Source organism: Kitasatospora acidiphila (assembly GCF_006636205.1).
Classification (GTDB): domain Bacteria; phylum Actinomycetota; class Actinomycetes; order Streptomycetales; family Streptomycetaceae; genus Kitasatospora; species Kitasatospora acidiphila.
Genome location: NZ_VIGB01000003.1, coordinates 3,534,293 through 3,554,297 on the forward strand (window position 1 = coordinate 3,534,293; position 20,005 = coordinate 3,554,297).

11 protein-coding genes and 2 pseudogenes are annotated in these 20,005 nt (G+C 74.5%); 4 read left to right on the forward strand and 9 right to left on the reverse strand.

Annotated elements, in window-relative coordinates; all coding sequences use genetic code 11:
- Positions 1–38: 38 nt before the first annotated feature.
- Genes E6W39_RS16540 through E6W39_RS16550 form a run of 3 tightly spaced genes read right to left on the reverse strand, consistent with a single transcriptional unit; the run spans position 39 to position 4,152 of the window.
- Positions 39–2,813, reverse strand: coding sequence for an FtsX-like permease family protein (locus E6W39_RS16540; protein ID WP_141634172.1), 2,775 nt, complete (start codon positions 2,811–2,813; stop codon positions 39–41).
- Complete coding sequence (locus E6W39_RS16545) at positions 2,810–3,553, reverse strand: ABC transporter ATP-binding protein (RefSeq protein ID WP_141634173.1); 744 nt, start codon at positions 3,551–3,553, stop codon at positions 2,810–2,812. Before E6W39_RS16545 ends, E6W39_RS16540 begins: the two co-directional genes overlap by 4 nt.
- Complete coding sequence (locus E6W39_RS16550; RefSeq protein ID WP_141634174.1) at positions 3,550–4,152, reverse strand: PadR family transcriptional regulator; 603 nt, start codon at positions 4,150–4,152, stop codon at positions 3,550–3,552. The genes E6W39_RS16545 and E6W39_RS16550 overlap by 4 nt, the downstream gene beginning before the upstream one ends.
- Positions 4,153–4,259: 107 nt before the next feature.
- Between E6W39_RS16550 and E6W39_RS16555 the strand changes: the two genes are divergently transcribed.
- From E6W39_RS16555 to E6W39_RS16565, 3 genes are all read left to right on the forward strand, one after another.
- Complete coding sequence (locus E6W39_RS16555; RefSeq protein ID WP_141634175.1) at positions 4,260–5,231, forward strand: endonuclease/exonuclease/phosphatase family protein; 972 nt, start codon at positions 4,260–4,262, stop codon at positions 5,229–5,231.
- Positions 5,232–5,395: 164 nt separating this feature from the next.
- Positions 5,396–5,701, forward strand: coding sequence for a hypothetical protein (locus E6W39_RS16560; protein ID WP_141634176.1), 306 nt, complete (start codon positions 5,396–5,398; stop codon positions 5,699–5,701).
- Between the two features lie 14 nt (positions 5,702–5,715).
- Positions 5,716–6,309 carry a hypothetical protein gene (locus tag E6W39_RS16565; RefSeq protein WP_141634177.1) on the forward strand — a complete coding sequence of 198 codons (594 nt, stop codon included), beginning with the start codon at positions 5,716–5,718 and terminating at the stop codon, positions 6,307–6,309.
- On the opposite strand, the gene E6W39_RS16570 is transcribed toward E6W39_RS16565, so the two are convergent.
- The 4 genes from E6W39_RS16570 to E6W39_RS16585 all read right to left on the reverse strand — a co-directional run bounded on the left by E6W39_RS16570 (position 6,310) and on the right by E6W39_RS16585 (position 14,779).
- On the reverse strand, positions 6,310–7,500 hold the full coding sequence (locus E6W39_RS16570; RefSeq protein WP_141634178.1) for a PP2C family protein-serine/threonine phosphatase: 1,191 nt from the start codon (positions 7,498–7,500) through the stop codon (positions 6,310–6,312).
- A gap of 189 nt (positions 7,501–7,689) precedes the next feature.
- Entirely contained in the window at positions 7,690–10,890 is a 3,201-nt protein-coding gene (locus tag E6W39_RS16575) for an ATP-dependent DNA helicase (protein WP_141634179.1), read from the reverse strand.
- Positions 10,891–10,973: 83 nt separating this feature from the next.
- The gene (locus E6W39_RS16580; RefSeq protein WP_141634180.1) at positions 10,974–14,399 is read right to left on the reverse strand and encodes an ATP-dependent helicase; all 3,426 of its coding nucleotides are present in this window, start codon (positions 14,397–14,399) and stop codon (positions 10,974–10,976) included.
- Positions 14,400–14,440: 41 nt separating this feature from the next.
- A complete protein-coding gene (locus E6W39_RS16585; protein WP_323809039.1) occupies positions 14,441–14,779 on the reverse strand; it encodes an MGMT family protein in 339 nt (112 codons plus the stop codon).
- A 144-nt stretch (positions 14,780–14,923) separates the two neighbouring features.
- Here E6W39_RS16585 and E6W39_RS44175 point away from each other — a divergent pair.
- Positions 14,924–17,616: pseudogene (locus E6W39_RS44175) on the forward strand (lysylphosphatidylglycerol synthase domain-containing protein).
- Between the two features lie 58 nt (positions 17,617–17,674).
- Here E6W39_RS44175 and moeZ read toward each other — a convergent pair.
- Together moeZ and E6W39_RS16600 are read right to left on the reverse strand one after the other, a co-directional pair.
- Positions 17,675–18,853: an adenylyltransferase/sulfurtransferase MoeZ gene (gene moeZ / locus E6W39_RS16595; RefSeq protein WP_101382098.1), complete on the reverse strand. Its 1,179-nt coding sequence runs from the start codon at positions 18,851–18,853 to the stop codon at positions 17,675–17,677.
- Between the two features lie 157 nt (positions 18,854–19,010).
- Positions 19,011–19,980: pseudogene (locus E6W39_RS16600) on the reverse strand (NAD-dependent epimerase/dehydratase family protein).
- Between the last annotated feature and the right edge of the window lie 25 nt (positions 19,981–20,005).

Genomic DNA, 20,005 nt, shown 5'->3' on the forward strand with positions numbered 1-20,005 from the left:
CCGCGGCGGCACTGTGCGATCCGTCACCCCTGGGCGGCTCAGGCGGCTCGGCGCACCAGGGTGATCCGGGACCGGGTGAGCAGCGCGGCCGCTCCCGTGGCGAGCAGCGGCAGCACCACCAGCGTGAGCCCCAACGTCGGCCAGGGCACCGCGATCACCGTGTGCACACCGGGGACCAGGCTGCCTGACGCCGTGTCCTGGACCCGGCGCAGCGCCATCGCCGGAACGATCCCGCAGACGGTGCCGAGGATCGTGCCCATCGCCGCGATCACCCCGCACTGGAAGCCGGAGAGCCGCCGCCGGATCCCCGGTGCGGCGCCCACCGCGGCCAGGGTGGCCAGGTCCCGCTGGGAGTCGGCGGCCGCCAGCCCGGTGGCGATGCCCGCCGCGCCGAGCGCCACCAGACCGGCGAACGCGGTCAGGCCGAGCGCCATCGTGGTGTTGTGCGGCTGGAAGCCCCGCTCCACCGTGAAGTTGTTGCTGCTCACGGCCGTGGCACTGAGCGCTCCGACGGCCCGCTGGGCGGCCGCGTCCGAGGGCATCGCAGCGGGCAGCCAGACCAGGCCGCTGTTCACGGTGGTCAGGCCCAGCCGGGCGACGGCGTCCGGGGCCAGGTACATCCGGGCCGCCGAGCGCGCCAGCGGTGCCAGCACCGCGTCCACCTGCACGTCGCGGTAGGACGGCGGCGGGCTGCCGGCCGGGCCGAACGGCTCCTGGAGCCGGACGACCGCCTTGCCGTCCTGGATCATCGAGGCGTTGAAGACCACCGCCTTGCCGGCCGCCGCGGCCTGCTCGGCGGCGGGGTCACGCAGCCCGAAAAGGTTGTGCAGCACGCCCGGGTCGCCGCTGACGAGGGTGCCGAACCGCCCCTGGTCGTTCCGCTGGCAGCGCGGGTCCGCCTGGACCTGGTACGGCACCGGCTGGTTCCGGGCGATCAGGTCGTCGGCGGGGCAGCGGGTGGCCGGCGACGGTTCGGCCGTCACCGAGCCGCAGCCGGCCGGGGTGGTGCAGTCGCCGTACCGCACCGAGAGCACCGTGGCGCTCGGGCCGAGGTCCGGCATCGCCTGCTCGACGGCCGCGCGCTGGGCGGCGGCCGTCGCCGGGTCGTGGTCGGTCGCGTCGAGGTAGAGCGTCACGGCCTTGTCCGGCACCGACGACTCATAAGCCGCGCGCTGTTCGGCGTTGCCGCTCGCCACGTAGACGCCGACCGCGACCGAGCCGGCCACCGCGGCCATCACGGCGGCCACCGCCGGGGCGGTGCGTCCGCGGTGCCGGACCGAGTCGCGCAGCGCCATCCGTGGTGCCAGCGGCAGGAACCGGCCGAGCCGGCCGAACAGGCCCACCACGGTGGGGATGCAGGCGACCATGCCGAGCTCGGCGATCATCGAGCCGCCGAGCACCGCGGCGCTCCGGCCGCGGGTCAGCGCGACCGAGCCGAGCAGCGCCAGCACCGCTCCGCCGCCCACCATCAGCACCCCGAGCAGCAGCAGGCGCCTGGCCGGCGGCTTGACGGTGCCGCGCCCGGTGAGTGCCGCCACCACGTCCTGCCGGGCCGCCTGGACGGCCGGCACCACGGCCGCCAGCAGCCCGGTGACCAGGCCGACCGCCATCACCCCGAGCAGGTCCGCCGGCACCAGCGCCAGCGAGCCGAACCGCTTGCCGGCCATCAGCTCCAGCCGGTCCTGGCCCAGTGTCACCAGCAGCGCCGCGAGCGCGACCCCGACCGTGGCGCCCGCCAGGCCGAGCACCACCCCGCCGCCGAGCACCACCGCGCGCACCTGCGCCCGGTCGCCGCCGGCCGCGGCCAGCAGGCCCAGCTGCCGCCGGGAGCGCCGGGCGCCGACCGCGAAGGCCGGCCCGGCGAGCAGCACGATCTCCAGCAGCGCCATCCCGACCACGGTGGCCAGGGTCACCCGGTCGGCCTGGTCGAGGGCGCTGGTCGAGCTGCCGTAGCGGTCCTGCTCGACGTAGAACGGCACCTGGGAGCGGGCCGGCGGGTGCAGCACCACACTGCGCGACGTGGCGATGAACCCGTTCCGGTTGAGTTCCAGCACCTTCGGCCAGTCGACCGCCGTGCCGGACGGCAGCTTCACCAGCCAGCTGTGCACGGTGTCCGCCGCCTGCTGGGAGGTGCCGCCGGCCTTGGCGACCGCGCTGGGCCGGCCGACCAGCGCCGTGGCGTTGAGGTCGTCCGGGTACTCCGCGACGCCGGTGATGGTGAACGACCGGTCGCCCAGGCTGGTGGTGCTGCCGACCTTGAGGCCGGAGCGGTCCAGGAAGGTGCGGGTGGCGGCGATCTCCTGGTCTCCGGCCGGCGCCCGGCCCGAGGCCAGGTCGATCCGGCCGTGCCAGACCGGGTCGGCCAGATCGGCAGCGACCACCGCGGTCCGCAGCCGGCCGGTCACGCTGGTGGCCAGTTCCGGGTGACCGGCCGGGACCGGCACCAGCACCGCCCCGGGCGGCAGCAGCTGGGCGGCCAGTACGGCCGGATCGGTCTGCTGGGCGCGCTGCTGCTGCGCGGTGCCGGCCCGGGCGGCCGGCGGTGTCAGCACATCGTGCCCGTCGGAGGCCAGCGGGGCCTGCCGCACCTGGGCGCCGGGCTGGTCGAACTCCAGCAGCACGTCGGCGGTGCCCAGTTCGCGGGCGATCCGCTGAGCGGGCGTCAGTTCGGAACTGCGGTAGACCACGTCGGCGCCGGCGACGCCGAGCACCGGCAGCGCGATCATGGCGAGCACCAGGGCGCTGCGGCCCTTGGCCCGCAGCGCGTCCCGCCGGGCGATCCGCAGCGCCACCCTCCAGGAGCCGAGCCTCACCAGGCACCCGCCTCGCCGGACCCGGCCGCCAGCAGGCCCTCCGCCTGATGCCGCCCGGTCTCGTCCACCAGCAGGCCGTCCCGTAGGAAGACCACCCGGTCGGCCCAGGCCGCGTGCCGGGCCTCATGAGTGACCATCATGGCCGCCGCCCCGGCGTCGCAGCGGGCCCGCAGCACCGCGAGCACCGCCTCGCCGGTGGTGGAGTCCAGCGCCCCGGTGGGCTCGTCGGCCAGCACCAGGCGGCGTTCGCCGATCAGCGAGCGGGCGATCGCCACCCGCTGCTGCTGGCCGCCCGACATGTCGTCGGGGAACCGGTCGGCCAGCTCGGCGATGCCCAGCTCCTCGAGGGCGGCCAGCGCCTCACGGCGGGCGGCGCGGGCCGACACCCCGTCGAGTTCCCTGGGCAGGGCGATGTTCTCGGCGGCGGTGAGCGCCGGTATCAGGTTGTAGTCCTGGAAGACGTAACCGATGGAGCGGCGGCGCACCTCGGCCAGCTTCTTGCGGGAGAGCCCGGCGAGCGGCCGGCCCTCGACCAGCACCCGGCCCTCGGTCGGCGAGTCCAGCCCGCCGGCCAGCGTGAGCAGGGTGGACTTGCCGGAGCCGGACGGGCCCATCACGGCCACGAACTCCCCCGGTTCCACGGCCAGGTCGACGGTGCGCAGCGCGTGCACCTCGGCGGCGCCGTGGCCGTGGACCCGGCTCACCCGCTCCAGCTGGAGCACCGGCTGACGGTCGGTCATCGTTCCTCCCCCTGGGTCTTCGCGACCCGCCGGGCCGGTGCGGCGGCCGGCCGGGCCGACGGCTTGCGGTTGGCCAGCCGGGTCTCGCAGTGGTCCAGCCAGCGGACCTCGGCCTCGGTCTGGAAGATCAGCTGGTCCAGCACCAGCAGCCAGGCGAGGTCGGTGTCGGCGGCGCTCTCGTCGCTGGCCGCGGTGAGCGCGCGGGCCTTGAGCCGGGTGTAGTCCTGCAGCGCCTTGACGCTGTGCAGGCGCTGGGCCTGGACCACGGCCCGCACGTCCACCCCGGGGACGGTCACGGCCATCGCCAGCTTGATCGCCAGTTCGTCGCGCGGCGGATTGGTGCGGGCGACCGGGCTGTCGAACCAGGAGCGCAGTTCCGCCCGCCCCTCGTCGGTGACGGCGTAGAACTGGTGACCCTCCTCGTCCTCGCCGTCCGGGGTCACCAGGCCGTCGCGCTCCAGGCGGTTCAGGGTGGTGTACACCTGCCCGACGTTGAGCGGCCAGGTGGCACCGGTCCTGGCCTCGAACTCAGTGCGCAGTTGGTAGCCGTAGCTGGGGCCCTGGTCGAGCAGGGCGAGCAGACCGTGTCTGATGGACATACTCAGTATGTATACCCGGGATTCCGGCTCTTGTATACCCGGTATGCACCCCAGGAGTGCGCCCCGGCACACCGACCGCCACCCCCTGGAGGGCGTACCGTCACCGAGTGAGCCCTCTGCGAATCGCGACCTTCAACCTGCTGCACGGCCAGCCGCTGGCCGCCGACGGCAGCCCGCTCCCCTACCCCTCCGAGGCCGCCGCACCGCTGCACGAGGCGATCGCCGCACTGGACGCCGACGTGCTGGCGGTCCAGGAGGTGGACCGCTACCAGCAGCGCTCCGGACTGGCCGACCAGACCGCGGTGGCCGCCAAGGCGATGGGCGCCGCCGACTGGCGGTTCGCCGCCGCCCTGCACGGCACCCCGGCGCCGGTGGCCGGCTGGCTGCGCGAGCCCGAACCGCGCGGCCTCACCGTCTACGGCCCCGACGACCAGGAGCACGCCACCGACCGCCCGTCCTACGGCACCGCGCTGCTCACCCGGCTGCCGGTGCGCCACTGGCGGGCCCGGCGGTTCGCGCCCGCCCCGTTCGGGCTGCCGCTGCGGGTGGCCGGGCGGCGCGGGCTGACCCCGGTGCCGGACGAGCCGCGGGCCGCGCTGGCCGCAGTACTGGAGGGCGAGCGCGGGCCGTTCACCGTGGTGGCGACCCACCTGTCCTTCGTGCCCGGCTGGAACATGGCGCAGCTGACCGGGATCCGGCGCTGGATCGCCGACCTGCCGCGGCCCTACCTGGTGCTCGGCGACTTCAACCTGGTCGGCCCGGTGCCGCGCACCGTGCTCGGCGGGGCCACCGCGCTGGACCGGGCGCCGGCCTCCCGGCAGCGCCTGCGCGAACTGCGCGCCGCCCGCCGCACGGCCGGCACCCCGCTGCCCCGGCGCCGGCGCGGCCGCGAGCCGGGCACCCGGCTGCCGGGCTGGCACGACCTGGCCCGCACCCCCACCTACCCCTCGCACCGGCCGACCGTGCAGTTCGACCACGTGCTGGCGGTCGGCCTGCCGCACACGGCCGTCGGCACCGTCACGGCTCCCCGGGTCGCGGTCTCCGACCACCGGCCGCTGCTGGTGGAGGTGGAGCTGTGACCGTGCTGCGTAAAGGGCTGTGACCGAGCTGGTCGCCGACTGCAGCCGGGCACCGGCGGCCGAACTGGGGCGCAGGCGAACTGGCTGCTACGTTGTCACAGCTGATCGACTCTCAGCCGAACGCATGTGACGGAACAACAGATTCACACGGGGGAAGGGAACCAGTGGCAGACACCACCATGGACCCGGCGGCGGTGCAGGCCGCGGGCGCGGCGGCGGAACAACTCTCCACCCAGGTCTCGGGATTCAAACCGCAGCTGGCTCAGGCCGCCGGCGAGGCGGCCGGCGGCGTGCCCAGGACCGCCACCGCGGGCTCGATCCAGACCAGCGGTGGGGCCTGGGACCAGGCGATCACCAAACTCTCCACCGACATGGACCAGCAGGGCATCAACCTGAAGTCCTGCGCCGCCCGGCAGTCCGGCACCGAGAGCGACGTCGCCGGCAGCCTGAACGCGATCCAGGCCGGCTGAGGGAGGACTGACCGATGGACTACGCCACCCTGCGCGACATGCACCCGGGCACCCTGATCAGGGCCTCGGAGGAGTACATGGCGACGGCGATGAACTTCGCCCAGACCGCCGACAACTGGGACAAGCAGGTCTACACGGCCTCCCAGCAGGCCTGGACCGGACAGGCCGCCGACGCGGCCGAGGCCCCGCTGAAGACCACGAGCAACCGGCTGACCGACGCGTCGTCCCTGCTCAAGCAGAACGCCGAGCAACTGTCCGCCGCGGGCGACCAGTTCCTCCAGCTCCAGCAGCAGTTGCAGCAGCTGATCGCCTGGTCCCAGCAGAACGGCCTGGTGATCCACGACGACGGCAGCGTCACCCCGAACCCGCAGGCAGCGCAGGGGCCGGGCGGCGCGGTGGCCCAGGCGTCGGCCCAGGCGATGCTGGCCGCCGAACTCGCCGATGTGCTGGCCCGGGCGACGGCCGTCGACCAGAGCACCTCGAAGGCCCTCGACATGAACGCCCAGTCGGTCGGGGCCAGTGTCACCGGCGATCCGGCCGACCCGGGCCAGCACGGGCAGCCCGCCGACCCGGGCGGGCCCAGCCAGGGCGGCCACGCGCCGGCCTAGCTACTGTCGGGCCAGCCGACCGTTCTGGTGCGGCAGTTGCTGTCTGCCGTGCGCGACGGGCTCGTACTGCAGCAGCAGCATCGCCGCGTCATCGCAGAGCGGCCGGCCGACGTGCCGGACCACATCGGCGTGCAGCCGGTCCAGCACGTCGACCGGGCCGCCCTGCGCACAGTGCGGGAACCGGTCGGCCAGCGGGTAGAAGCGGCCGGCCCGGTCGCGGGCCTCGATCACCCCGTCGGTGAAGAGCAGCACCCGGTCGCCGGGGGCGAACGGCACCCGCTGCACCGGGGGCGACACGTCTGCCGGGTCGAGCACGCCCAGCGGCGGCACGGTCTCGGGCAGCTCCAGGGCTCGCACCGTGCCGTCGCCGGTCAGCAGCAGCGGCGCCGGGTGTCCGCAGTTGACGATCTCCGCGGTGCCGTCCGGGCCGACCCCGATCAGCACCAGGGTGACGAACTCCTCCTCCACCCCGGGGTGGTCGTGCTCGTGCAGCGCCCGGTCCAGGCTGACGGCCAGCCAGCCGGCCACCTTCTCCAGGGCCGGCTCCTGGTGCGCCGCCTCCCGGAAGGCGCCGAGCACCGCGGCGGCGGTCTCCACCGCGCCGAGGCCCTTGCCGCGCACGTCGCCGACGACCGCGCGCACCCCGTGCCGGGTGTCGACCACCTCGTAGAGGTCGCCGCCGATCCGGGCGTGCGCGGCGGCCGCCGCGTAGTGCACGGCCGCCCGCACGCTGCCCACCCGGTCGGGCACCGCGCGCAGCAGCACCCGGCGGGCGATCTCGGCCACCAGCTGGGCGTCGGCCAGCGCCTGCTCCTGACGCACTCTCAGGGTGGCACTGACCCAGCTGATCGCGGTGACCAGGGCGATGGCGAAGACCGTGGCGCTGTGCACCGACTCGCCGAGCACGTTGTCGTAGCCCGCCATGGCGAAGGCGACGCCCTCGGACAGCAGGCCCATCAGGATCGGGTACCAGACCCGCCGGCTGACGATCGCGGCGAGCGCCGGCACCGCGGTCAGGGCCGGCTCGACGGTGACTTGAAGGGTGCTGAGGTAGTCGAGGCCCACCACCAGGGCCATCCCGATGAACGGCAGGGCGAGGGCCGTCCGAGGCCAGGTGCCCGTCGCACGGACGGTGGCCGGGCCCCGGGTCGGACCGGCCAGCAAATCTCTGAACCATCCGGTCGCGCTCAACTTCGGTGTCTCCAGCAAGAGGCGCCCGGTGCGTCGGCACCTGCGGCGATGACTGAGGGTGAGGAATGGGGGCCTGGCCGGCGGCCGAGCAAGCGCGGGTGACCGGTTACCGACCCCACAATAGGCGCGAAACGTGCATCGCGCAGCGGTTTCGCGCGACTGTGTGACGAGTTGAATGCTCTCTGTGACCTAATAGTCACTGTTCCCGATCAGAAGCGTTTCCAACGCCTTCCGCCCAGGAAGTCCTGACGGTCTTTCGACCCGGCCGCTGCGGATGTAGCAGAACGCCGCGGTGACCTGCTCCGGCTCCAGCCCGTGCTGCTCCGCCCAGGCCAGCCGGTAGATCGCCAGCTGCAGCGGGTCGGCGTTCTCGTCATGGCCGGTCTTCCAGTCGACGATCTCGAACCGTGACGCACCGTCAGCGTCACGCTCCTGGTACACCGCGTCGATCCGGCCGCGCACCACCCGGCCGCCCAGCACCAGCTGCACCGGCGCCTCCACCCGGTGCGGGCGCCGGTCGGCGTACGGCCCGCGCAGGAACGCCTCCTTGAGCTGCTCCAGATCGTGCTCGTCGGCGATGCCGTCATCGTCCAGGCCGGGCAGCGCGTCCGGGTCGAGCAGCGGCAGCGGGGCGAACCTGGCCTGGAGCCAGGCGTGGAACCGGGTGCCCCGGCGCGCCCCGGTCTGCGGCGGGCGGGGCAGCGGGCGGGCCAGCTCATGGGCGAAGCCGTCCGGGTCGGCCGCCAGCCGCATCAGCTGGGAGGCGGACAGCGCGGGTGGCAGCGGCACCTGACGCACCGCCTGCCGGGACCGCCGCAACTCGCCGAGCAGCGCCGTCAGATCGCGGTCCCAGGAGTCCACCAGGCGCTGCTCCTCCGGGGCCAGCGGCTCCGGCTCCGGGGCCGGGTGGCCGGCCGCCCGGCGGGCCACCACCTCGGCCACCCGGCGGCGGGCCAGCTGGGCACCCGGATCCAGCGGCAGCGGCCACGGGGTGTCGCCGAGCTGACGCAGCGCCGGGTTCTCCGCGCCGTCCACCGGAGGCTCGGCCCAGTGCTCCACCTCGCCCGCGCCCGGCCGCTCGGCGTGCTCGCGCAGCCGCTCCAGGTACTCGGAGGGGCCGCGCACGGTCCGCTGGGTCGGCCCCCACCAGTGCCCGGAGGCCAGCAGCAGCGAGCGCGGCCGGGTGACCGCGACATAGCCGAGCCGCAGCTCCTCCAGACCGGTCTGCTCCTTCAGGCCGTTCTTGAACGCCGTCATGCCCTTGGCGTGCCAGTCCGGCACCGCGGGCAGGGTGGCCGCATCGCCGCGCAGCGGATACGGCAGCACCTGGCGGCGGCTGGTCCACTTCTCCCGGCTGCGGTTGCTCGGGAAGGCGCCCTTCACCAGCCCGGGCAGCGCCACCACGTCCCACTCCAGGCCCTTGGACTTGTGCACGGTGAGCACCTTCACGGTGTCCTCGCCGCCCGGCAGGCCGGCGTCCAGCCCCCGGTCGTACTCCTCGGCGGCCCGCAGGAAGGCGAGGAAGGCGGGCAGCCCCGGGTCGCCGTCCAGATCGGCGAAGCCGGCCGCGACGTCCAGGAAGGCGTGCAGGGTCTCCCGGCGGCGGGCCGCCAGCGCCTGCGGGGAGGCGGCCAGCTCGACCTCCAGGCCGGTGACCGCCAGCACCCGGTGCAGCACGTCCATCAGCGGCTCGGCGAGCACCCGGCGCAGCTCCCGGACCTCCCGGGCCAGGTAGGCGAACCGGGCCCGGGCCTCGGGCGAGAACGGCAGCTCTCCCCCAGCCTTCGGCTGGGAGGTGCCCCCATGCTGGTCCGGCTCCAGGAAGGTCTCCAGCGCGTCGGCCAGCGAGACCACCTCGGTCGGGTCGGTCTCGGCCACCGCCTTGGCCAGGGCATCACCACCGGCCGGGTCGGCGGTGCGGACCAGATCGGCGGCCCGGCGGCCGAGCAGCGCCAGGTCGCGCGGGCCGATCCGCCAGCGCGGGCCGATCAAGAGCCGGACCAGCGCGGCGTTGGCCGTCGGGTCCTGCAGCACCTCGCAGACCGCGACCAGGTCGGCCACCTCGGGCAGCTGCAGCAGCCCGCCCAGGCCCACCACCTCGACCGGCACCCGGCGGGCCACCAGGGCCGCGTGGATGTCGGGGAAGGTCGCGGCGGACCGGCAGAGCACCGCCACCGAGCCGGGCGGCGTGCCGGTGCGCACCAGGTGCGCGATCGAGTCGGCCAGCCAGTCGATCTCCTCGGCGTGGGTGGGCAGCAGCGCGACCCGGGCGAGGCCGTCCTGCTCCGCGCCGGGCGCCGGGCGCAGCGCCGCCACGCCCTGGTGCAGCTCCCGCAGGTCGGCCGCCAGCTCGTTGGCGAAGGCCAGCAGCCGGCCGCCGCTGCGCCGGTTCTCGCTCAGCGCGTAGCGGGCCGCCGGGGTGCCGTCGGCGGCCGGGAAGTGGGCCGGGAAGTCGTCCAGGTTGGCCACCGAGGCGCCGCGCCAGCCGTAGATCGCCTGGCAGGGGTCGCCGACCGCGGTCACCGGGTGGCCGCCGCTCGCCGCGCCGCCGAACAGGCCGGCCAGCAGCAGCCGCTGGGCCACCGAGGTGTCCTGGTACTCGTCCAGCAGCACCACCCGGTACTGCTCGCGCAGCAGCTTGCCGACCTCGGGACGCTCGATGGCCAGCCGGGCGGAGGCGGCGATCTGGTCGCCGAAGTCCATCAGGCCCGCGGCCTGCTTGCGGCGCCGGTACTCCTCGACCAGGGTGAGCAGCTCCAGCCGGCCGCGGGCCGCCTGCGGCACGTCCCGCAGGTCCTGGTTGGTCAGCTTGACGGCGGCCAGCACGTCCAGCAGCGCGGTGTCGAAATCGCGCAGCGCGGCCGGCGCCACCAGGTGCTCGGCCAGCTCGGCGTCGAGGGCGGTCAGCTCGGCGACCAGGGTCGCGAAGCGGTCCTTGAGGTGCGGGAACGGGCCGGGCGCGGACCGCAGCACCCGGGCGGCGAGCTGGAACCGGGTGGCGTCGGCCAGCAGGCGGACGTCCGGCTCGATGCCGATCCGCAGGCCGTGCTCCTTGAGCAGGCGGCCGGCGAACGCGTGGTAGGTGGAGATCTCCGGGTCGCCCTCGGCCTCGGCGCCGTCCCTCAGCCCGGCCCGGGCCAGCGCGGTGCGCACCCGCTCGGCGAGCTCGGCGGCCGCCTTGTTGGTGAAGGTCAGGCCCAGCACCTGGTCGGCCCGGACCGCGCCGGATCCGACCAGCCAGACCACCCGGGCCGCCATCACCGTGGTCTTGCCCGACCCGGCCCCCGCCACGATCACCGACGGCGCCAGCGGTGCCCCGATCGCCGCCAGCTGCTCCCGGTTGAACGGGATGCCGAGCAGCTCCTTGAGCTGGTCGGGGTGGGTGAGCATGGGGTCAACGGTAACCGGAGGCCCCGACAGCGGGTCCGGGGCTGTGGTGGATCATGCCGGGCGCCTGATCCACCGCAGCCGCCCTAGTCGATCAGCTGCCGGCCGTCCCGCTGGGCCGAGCAGCTGCGCTTGAACGTGCAGTGGCCGCAGGCGTCGCCGGCGGTCGGCACGAACCGCTCGGCCAGCACCCGGCCGGCCGCGTCGGCGAGCAGGTTCTCGATCCACGGCTCGCCGTCCGGCGGCGGCTGGTGCTGCACCTTGGGCGCCTCGGGGGCCTTCTTGTCCTCCAGCCGCAGCTGCACCAGCTCGGCGCCGCCGAGTGGCGGCCGCTCGTTCAGCAGCGGGTCCAGCGCGCCCTCGCGGACGGCCAGCTGGTACACCGCCAGCTGCTTGTGCTCGGGCAGCGACTTGTCACTGGGGGCCTGCTTGCCGGTCTTGAAGTCCACCACGTAGGCCCGGCCGACGGTGTCCCGCTCGACCCGGTCCAGCACGCCGCGGATCCGCACCGCGACCTCGCCGACCGGCAGGGTCAGGTCGAAGCCGTGCTCGGTGGCCAGCACGGCCCGCCCGCGCTCCAGCACGTGCCAGTGCAGGAACCGCTCCAGCGCGGCCCGGGCGTTGGCCTTCTCCTGCACCGACTTCCACGGCGCGTCGAAGGCCAGCGCGTCCCAGACCGTGTCCAGCCGCTCCAGCAGCACCGCCAGGTCGGCCGGGGTGCGCCCCGAGCCCACCTCGTCGGCCAGTGCGTGCAGCACGTTGCCGAAGCCCTGGGCGCCGGAGCTGCCGGTCTGGGCCCGGACCTCCTTGCTCAGGAACCACTGCAGCGAGCAGCTGTCCAGCTGCTCCAGGCCGCTGCCGGAGAGCTGCACCGGGCGGTCCGGCTCGCGCAGCGGGACCGGGTTGCTGGTCGGGTCGGCCAGGCCCCACCAGCGGTCCGGGTGGGCGGCCGGGACCAGCGGGGCGCCGGTGTCGTCGGTGGCGGTGGCCAGCTGGGCCAGGCGCTCGGCGGCGGCCCGGCGCAGCTCGGGCGAGCGGTCCGGGTCGACGGTGACCGCGCGCAGCTCGGCCACCAGGGCGGCGACCGAGAGCGGGCGGCGCGGGCGGTGGGTGACGTCCTCGACGGTCACCGCGGGGGTGCGGCGCAGCACGTTGCCGGTCCGCAGGTCGAGCTCCTCGCGGTAGAGCTCACGGAGCAGCCGGGAGGGCTCGTCACCGTCCTCGGCGGGCGCCTTGACGGCGGTGACGATCAGGCGCTCCTTGGCCCGGGTGGCGGCCACGTAGAAGAGGCGGCGCTCCTCGGCCAGCAGGGCGCCCGGGGAGAGCGGCTCGGCCAGGCCGTCCCGGCCGATCCGGTCGGCCTCCAGCAGCGAGCCGCGACGGCGCAGGTCCGGCCAGAGGCCCTCCTGCACGCCGGCCACCACGACCAGCCGCCACTCCAGGCCCTTGGCGCGGTGGGCGGTCATCAGGCGGACCGCCTCGGGGCGGGCGGTGCGGACGGTGAGGGTGTCGGCGGCGATGTCCTGGGCGGCCAGCTCCTCCAGCAGGTCGAGGGCGCCGCGGTGGCCGGTGACCCGCTCCTCGGCGCGGGCGGCGGTCTCGAACAGGGCGCAGAGCGCGTCCAGGTCGCGGTCGGCGTTGCGGCCGGCGGCGCCACCGCGCAGCGCGCCCCGCTCCAGCCGTTCGCGCCAGCGCGGGCTGCCGTCCCAGAGCTGCCAGAGCGCCTCCTCGGCGGTGCCGCCGCCGCGCAGCAGGTCGCGGACCTTGCGCAGCAGGGTGCCGAGCTCGCGGGCCCGGCGGGCCGGGGCCGAGTCGAAGATCACCAGACGCTCGGGCTCGGCCAGCGCCTCTCGAATCAGCTCTTCGGCGGAGCGCACGATCGGCTGCGGGCGCCCCTCGTCCGTCTCGCCCGCCTCCCGCAGCGCCGCGCGCTCCTCCTCGCGCAGCTCGCGGCCCAGCCGGCGCAGGTCGGCGCCGTCCAGCGCGCCCAGCGGGCCGGTGAGCAGGGTGTGCGCGATCTCGGCGGTCAGCGGCTCGGCGATGGTCGGCTCGGCGGCGGTCGGGGCCGCTGAGGCTTCGGTCAGGGCCTCCGGGGCTTCACTCGCGGCCCCTTGGGCGTCAGAAGTCGACTCGGCCGACTTCCGCTGTGCCGGGATCCGCTCGGCCCGGCGCTCGGCGGCCGCGCCCTGAGCGCAGACCCGCAGCGCCAGCAGGATCGGCACCACCGCCGGCTCCTCGCGCAGCGGCAGGTCGTCACCGTCGATCTCCAGCGGCACCCCGGCCGCGCTCAGCGCCCGCCGCACCCCCGGTATCGCCCGGGCTCCGGCCCGCACCAGCACCGCCATCTCGCCCCACGGCACCCCGTCCTCCAGGTGCGCGCGGCGCAGCAGGTCGGCGACGCTCTCCAGCTCCGCCCCCGGGCTCGGGTAGGTGTAGACCTCGACGCTGCCGGCCGTGCGGTGCGGCCCGGGCAGCAGCGCCCGGTGCTCGGCCAGCTTGTCGGCCGGCAGCCGGCCCATCGGCATCCGGGCGGCCAGCTGCCGGGAGGCGGCCAGCAGCACCGGCGCCGCCCGCCGCGACACCCGCAGCACCTTCACCTCGGCCGGGCGGCCGTCGCGCCGGCGGAACTGCTGCGGGAAGTCCAGGATGCCGTTGATGTCGGCGCCCCGGAACGCATAGATCGACTGGTCCGGGTCACCCACCGCGACCAGGTCCCGGCCGCCGCCGGCCAGTCGCTGCAGCAGCCGCACCTGGGCCGGGTCGGTGTCCTGGTACTCGTCCACGAAGACCGCGTCGTAGCGCGCGGCCAGGTCCACCTCGGGCCGCTCGGCCAGCAGCACCGCGCGGTGCACCAGCTCGGCGTAGTCCAGCACCCCGCGCAGGTCCAGCACGTCCAGGTAGTCGGCCAGGAAGTGCGCGGCCGCTGCCCAGTCCGGGCGCTCCACCCCGGCCGCGAACCGGGCCAACTCCGCCTCGCCGAGCCCCAGCTCGCGGCTGCGGGCCAGCACCGCACGCACCTCGTCGGCGAAGCCCCGGGTGGTCAGACAGGCCCGCAGGTCCAGCGGCCAGCGGATGGTCCCGGTGCCCGCCGCCGCGTCCTGGGCGCCGCCGGCCAGCAGCTCGCGGACCATCACGTCCTGCTCGGGGCCGGAGAGCAGCCGCAGCGGCTCGGCGAACCGCTCGGGCTCCTGGTGGGAGCGCAGCAGGGCGTAGCAGAACGAGTGGAAGGTGGTGGCCTGCGGCGCGGCGGCGAGTCGCACCGCCATCCGGTCGCGCAGCTCCGTGGCGGCCTTGCGGCTGAAGGTCAGCACCAGGATCCGCTCCGGATCGGTGCCCCGCTCGACCCGGCGGGCCACCGCCTCCACCAGCGTGGTGGTCTTGCCGGTCCCCGGGCCCGCGAGCACCAGCAGCGGGCCGCCCGCGTGCTCGGCCACCGCCTGCTGGAACGGGTCCAGCTCCGGCGGGGCGGGCGTCGCGAGCGGGCTGCGCACCAGTCGGTAGGGGGAGGGCACGGTCGTCCAGGGATAGGGAACGGAAGAGTAGAGCCTACGCTCTAGCGGCCGTCCCACCGCGCCCGGCGGATGTCCACCCGGTACTGCTCGGCGCCCTCGCGCAGCGGGGTGCCCTCGCTGCGGTAGGCGGCCAGCGCCCGGTGCTCGTGGCCCGGCAGCAGCGTCCCGTCCGCCCGCACCACCCGCCACCAGGGCACCGCGCCCCCGTAGAGCGCCAGCACCCGGCCCACCTGGCGCGGACCGCCCTCGCCGAGATATTCGGCCACGTCGCCATACGTCATCACGCGCCCCGGGGGGATACGGTCGATCACATCGAGCACCGACTCGGCGAACGGGGGCAGGTCGGCGCCGGGGCGGTGGTCCCCGCTGTTGTCCGTCATTCGGGCATTGTTGCCCATGCGGCGCAGCGAGCGGCCTCCCGCGGGGTATTCACTCCGCCCGGGCCGCCCCTGTCCGGCGGCGGGGAGCTCGGCATGCCACCATCTTCCTCCAGGCGGTGAGTGGTGATACGAGGACAAGACCAGATGACCGGGACGGCTGACGTGGATGTGGATCAGGGCTCTGCCGAGCCCACCTCCGCTGGTGCGCCGACCGGGCAGCCGAAGGTCTCGCTGGTCAAGCGAACCTCACCGGGGGCGGGCCGGCCGCCGCGCCGCGAGGGCGCGGGCGAGGAGTCCAAGCCGCCTCCGGGCGGTCCCGGGGGCACCGGCGGCGCTCCGGTGCCGGCCGCCGGGTCCGGCGACCAGGACGGCGACCACCTGGCAGTGGACGAGCCGCTGCTGGCGGCCCGCGCCCACCGCCCCTCCGACCTGATCCGTTTCGTGGTCGGCGTGCTCGGCATCATCGCGCTGTTCGTGATCGCCAACATCGCGATCCAGACCACCAGCGGCATCTCCACCGACATCCACACCAACATCAAGCACGTCGCGCCCTGGCTGACCACCTTCGGCAACCTGCTCTCCGGCGTGGCGGTGCTCGCCGTGCCGGTGGCCTTCGCCGTCGAACGGCTGATCAAACGCGACGGCCTGAGAGTCGCCGACGGCGTGCTCTCCGCGGTGCTCGCCTACGGCATCTCACTGGCGGTCGACTGGTGGGTGGCCGCGGGTGCCTCGTCGGCGATCCGCAAGGCGTTCACCCTGATGCCCGAGGGCGGTGGGCCGCTCACCGAGCCGGTGCACGGCTATCTGGCACCGGTGATCGCCTTCATGACCGCGGTCGGGCTGGCCAGCCGGCCGCGCTGGCGAGTGGCGCTGTGGACGGTGGTGCTGATCAGCGGCATCACCGAGCTGATCAGCGGCTCCACCACCCCGCTCTCGCTGTTGCTTACCGTGCTGCTCGGCTGGTCGGTCGCCTACGGCACGCTCTACACGATCGGCTCCCCCAACATCCGGCCGACCGGGCAGCACCTGATGCTCGGTCTGCGGCGGGTCGGCTTCACCCCCGCTACGCCCACCGCGCCCCGGACGCGCCCGGCGGCACCCGCCGCTACGTGGTCAACCAGCAGGACGGCCCGGCCCTGGACGTCCACATCATCGACCGCGAACAGCAGGCCTCCGGGTTCTTCTACCGGGCCTGGCGGCGGCTGCGGCTGCGCACCGTCGCGGTGCGGCGCAGCCCGCAGTCGCTGCGGCAGGCGCTGGAGCAGGAGGCGCTGATCGCCTACGCCGCGGCCGCGGCCGGCGCGGACGCCCCGCAGCTGGTGGCCACCTCCGAGCTGGGACCGGACGCGGCGGTCCTGGTCTACGAGCAGGTGTCGGGCCGCACCCTCGACGAGCTCGACGACGGCGAGATCAGCGACGATCTGATGGCCTCGTTCTGGAAGTCGGTCGGCGCCCTGCACGGCCGCCGGATCGCGCACCGCCGGCTGACCGGCGAGTCGCTGCTGGCGGTGGACGACCAGCGCGGGGTGCTGGTCAACCTGTCGGGCGGCGACATCGCGGCCGGCGACCTGACGCTGCGGATCGACGTCGCCCAGCTGCTCACCACCTTCGCGCTGCGGATCGGCCCGGAGCGGGCGGTCGCGGTCGCCAGGGCGGAGCTCGGCCGGGACCGGATGGCCGCCTCGCTGCCGCTGCTGCAGCCGGTCGGGCTGAGCCGGCAGACCCGGGCCGACCTGGCGAAGCAGGCCAAGGAGCGCCGGGCCGCCGCCCAGGCGCTGGCGCTGGAGCAGGTGGCGGCCGGCGAGCGGACCCGGGAGCAGGCCGAGGAGGACATCGCGGTCGCCTCCGAGGACCTGCTCAGCCGGATCCGGGAGCAGATCCTGGAGATCGCTCCGGAGGCCCCGGAGGCGCCCGCCAAGCTGGAGCGGCTGCGGCCGAAGACCCTGATCACCGTGGTGGGCATGGCGTTCGCCGCCTATCTGGCGGTCACCACCATCCAGCCGGGTCAGCTGAAACTCTCCCAGCTGGACGTGCCGTGGGCGCTGGTGGCGCTGGCGTGCGCCGGGGCCACGTACATCGCGGCGGCGATGAGCCTGACCGGGTTCGTCCCGGAGAAGCTGCCGTTCGGCCGGACCGTGGCCGCCCAGCTGGCCAGTTCGTTCGTGAAGCTGGTGGCGCCGGCCGCGATCGGCGGGATCGCGCTGAACACCCGCTACCTGCAGAAGGCCGGCGTGCGGCCCGGGCAGGCGGTGGCCAGTGTGGGCGCCTCCCAGCTGGCCGGGCTGGGAGGCCATCTGCTGCTGCTCTTCTGCTTCGGTCTGATCACCGGCAGCGCCAGCAACGGCGACGCGGGCAGCGAGCGCGCGGTGATCATCGGGGTGCTGACCGCGGCGGTGCTGGCGCTGGTGGTGGCCGCGGTCGCTCCGCTGCGGCGGTTCGTGCTGACCCGGCTGCGCTCGCTGTTCTTCGGCGTGGTGCCGCGGATGCTCGACCTGATGCAGACGCCCAGCAAGCTGGTCACCGGCTTCGGCGGCATCCTGCTGCTGACCCTGACCTTCACCGCCTGCCTGGACGCCTCGGTGAAGGCGTTCGGCGGCTCGATGGACTACGCCACGGTTGCGGTGGTCTTCCTCACCGCCAACGCCGCCGGGTCGGCGGTGCCGACGCCGGGCGGGATCGGCGCCATCGAGGGTGCGCTGATCGTCGCGCTGAGCCTGGGCATGCCGGCCGCCACGGCGACCTCCGCGGTCTTCCTCTACCGGGCGCTCACCTTCTGGCTGCCGGTGCTGCCCGGCTGGATCGCCTACACCTATCTGCAGCGCAAGGGCGCGCTCTGAGGACGGGTCGGCCCCCGCACCGGCTCGGTGCGGGGGCCGACCAGATGGCGCGGTCGGATCAGTAGACCGGCTTCTCCGGCTCGATCTGGTTGACCCAGCTGATCACGCCGCCGCCCAGGTGGACCGAGTTGGCGAACCCGGCGGCCTTCAGCACGGCCAGCACCTCGGCCGAGCGGACACCGGTCTTGCAGTGCACGATGATCTTCCGGTCCTGCGGCATCTTCTCCAGCGCGCTCCCCATCAGGAACTCGTTCTTGGGGATGAGCACCGCGCCCGGGATGTTGACGATCTCGTACTCGTTCTGCTCGCGGACGTCGATCAGCAGGATGTCCTCGCCGTTGTCCTGCATCTCCTTGAGCTGCTTGGGGGTGATGGTCGACCCCAGCGCCGCCTCCTGGGCCTCCTCCGAGATCACGCCGCAGAACGACTCGTAGTCGATCAGCTCGGTGACGGTCGGGTTCTCGCCGCAGACCGCGCAGTCCGGGTCCTTGCGGACCTTGACCTGGCGGTAGTTCATCTCCAGGGCGTCGTAGATCATCAGGCGGCCGACCAGCGGCTCACCGATGCCGGCCAGCAGCTTGATCGCCTCGGTCACCTGGATCGAGCCGATCGAGGCGCAGAGCACCCCGAGCACGCCGCCCTCGGCGCAGGACGGCACCATGCCCGGCGGCGGGGCCTCCGGGTAGAGGCAGCGGTAGCACGGGCCGTGCTCGGCCCAGAAGACGCTGGCCTGGCCGTCGAACCGGTAGATCGAGCCCCAGACGTAGGGCTTGCCGAGCAGCACTGCCGCGTCGTTCACCAGGTAGCGGGTGGCGAAGTTGTCGGTGCCGTCCACGATCAGGTCGTAGCCGGAGAAGATCTCCATGACGTTGTCGTTGTCGAGCCGCTCGTCATGGAGGATCACGTTGACGTACGGGTTGATCTCCTTGACCGAGTCCCGCGCGGACTCGCCCTTCGAGCGCCCGATGTCGGACTGCCCGTGGATGATCTGGCGCTGCAGGTTGGACTCGTCCACCGTGTCGAACTCGACGATGCCGAGGGTGCCGACGCCGGCGGCGGCCAGGTACATCAGGGCCGGGGAACCGAGGCCTCCGGCGCCCACGCAGAGCACCTTGGCGTTCTTCAACCGCTTCTGTCCGTCCATCCCGACGTCCGGGATGATCAGGTGGCGGGAGTACCGGCGGACCTCGTCTACGGTGAGCTCGGCGGCCGGCTCGACCAGGGGTGGCAGCGACACGGGGACTCCGATGGTCGTCAGATCAGTGGTTCCTGTGAAACAGTCTCACGCCGGACCGGTATTCCGAGACAGCTCGTCCAGCTGGCGAGACAGCTTCGCCGGATGATGGGACCAGGGCGTCCCTGGCCTCACTCGCGGCCGCGGCGCCGCCACCGCCTCACACCCGGCAGGCGGTCTCCAGCCAGACATCGCCCAGCGACTCCTCCAGTGGGGTCTGCGCCCGCCAGCCGAGCCGCTCCCGGGCGGTCCGCACATCGGCCTGCCGCCAGAGCACCGGCTCCCACCCGGGCCGGGGCTCGGCCGGAGCCGGATGCGGCGCCGACGCCTCGCCCCCGCCGGCACGAACCCGGCCGGCTGGGCGGGCAGCGGCGCCGACCTGGCCTCCTCGCTCAGCAGCCCGTCGAACCCCGAGGCCCGCACCAGCAGGTCGGCCGCCTCCCGGACCCGCACGGCGCGCCCCCCGCCGATGTTGACCACCCCGGTCGCCGCCGAGTCCATCGCGGCCCGGACCGCCTCCGCGACATCCCGGACGTCCACGAAATCTCGGAATGCGGACAGGTCCGGCACCCGCACCCGGGGCTCGCCCAGCTCCAGCGCCCGGCGCAGCCCTCGGCCAGCCGGCCGAACAGCGAGGCGGCGGGCGCGCCCGGGCCCACCACGTCGAAGGCCCGCAGCACCAGGGCGTCCAGCCCGGAGGCGAGCACCAGCTCGGTGCCGGCCAGCTTGGACACCCCGTACGGGCCGACCGGCCGCGGCTCCGCGGACTCCGAGGTGATCGAGCCCACCGGCACCGGCCCGTACTCGGCGGCCGACCCCAGGTGCACCAGCCTGGCCGGCTCCCGGCTGCGCCGGATCGCCTCGCAGACGGTCGCCACCGCAAGCGAGTTGGCCCGTACCAGGGTGCGCGGTGCGCCCTGGCTCGCCCCGGCGCAGTTGATCACCACCTGGGGTGCCACCGCGTCCAGGAACCGGGCCAGCGCCCCCGGGCTCCCGGATGCCAGATCGAACCTGATGTCGGCGGCATCCCGCCGACCCAGCACGGTGACCTGCAGATCGGCGTCCAAGAACAACCGGTCGGCGACCCGGCGGCCGATGAAGCCGCCGGCCCCCAACAACAGCACCCGCATGGGGTGTCCTCCCACGTGATGTCGA

Bases quoted from the DNA above. Each gene is read 5' to 3' on its own strand.
- E6W39_RS16545 (WP_141634173.1), bottom strand. From the start codon at position 3,553: ATGACCGACCGTCAGCCGGTGCTCCAGCTGGAGCGGGTGAGCCGGGTC.
- E6W39_RS16550 (WP_141634174.1), bottom strand. From the start codon at position 4,152: ATGTCCATCAGACACGGTCTGCTCGCCCTGCTCGACCAGGGCCCCAGC.
- E6W39_RS16565 (WP_141634177.1), top strand. From the start codon at position 5,716: ATGGACTACGCCACCCTGCGCGACATGCACCCGGGCACCCTGATCAGG.
- E6W39_RS16575 (WP_141634179.1), bottom strand. From the start codon at position 10,890: ATGCTCACCCACCCCGACCAGCTCAAGGAGCTGCTCGGCATCCCGTTC.
- E6W39_RS16585 (WP_323809039.1), bottom strand. From the start codon at position 14,779: ATGACGGACAACAGCGGGGACCACCGCCCCGGCGCCGACCTGCCCCCG.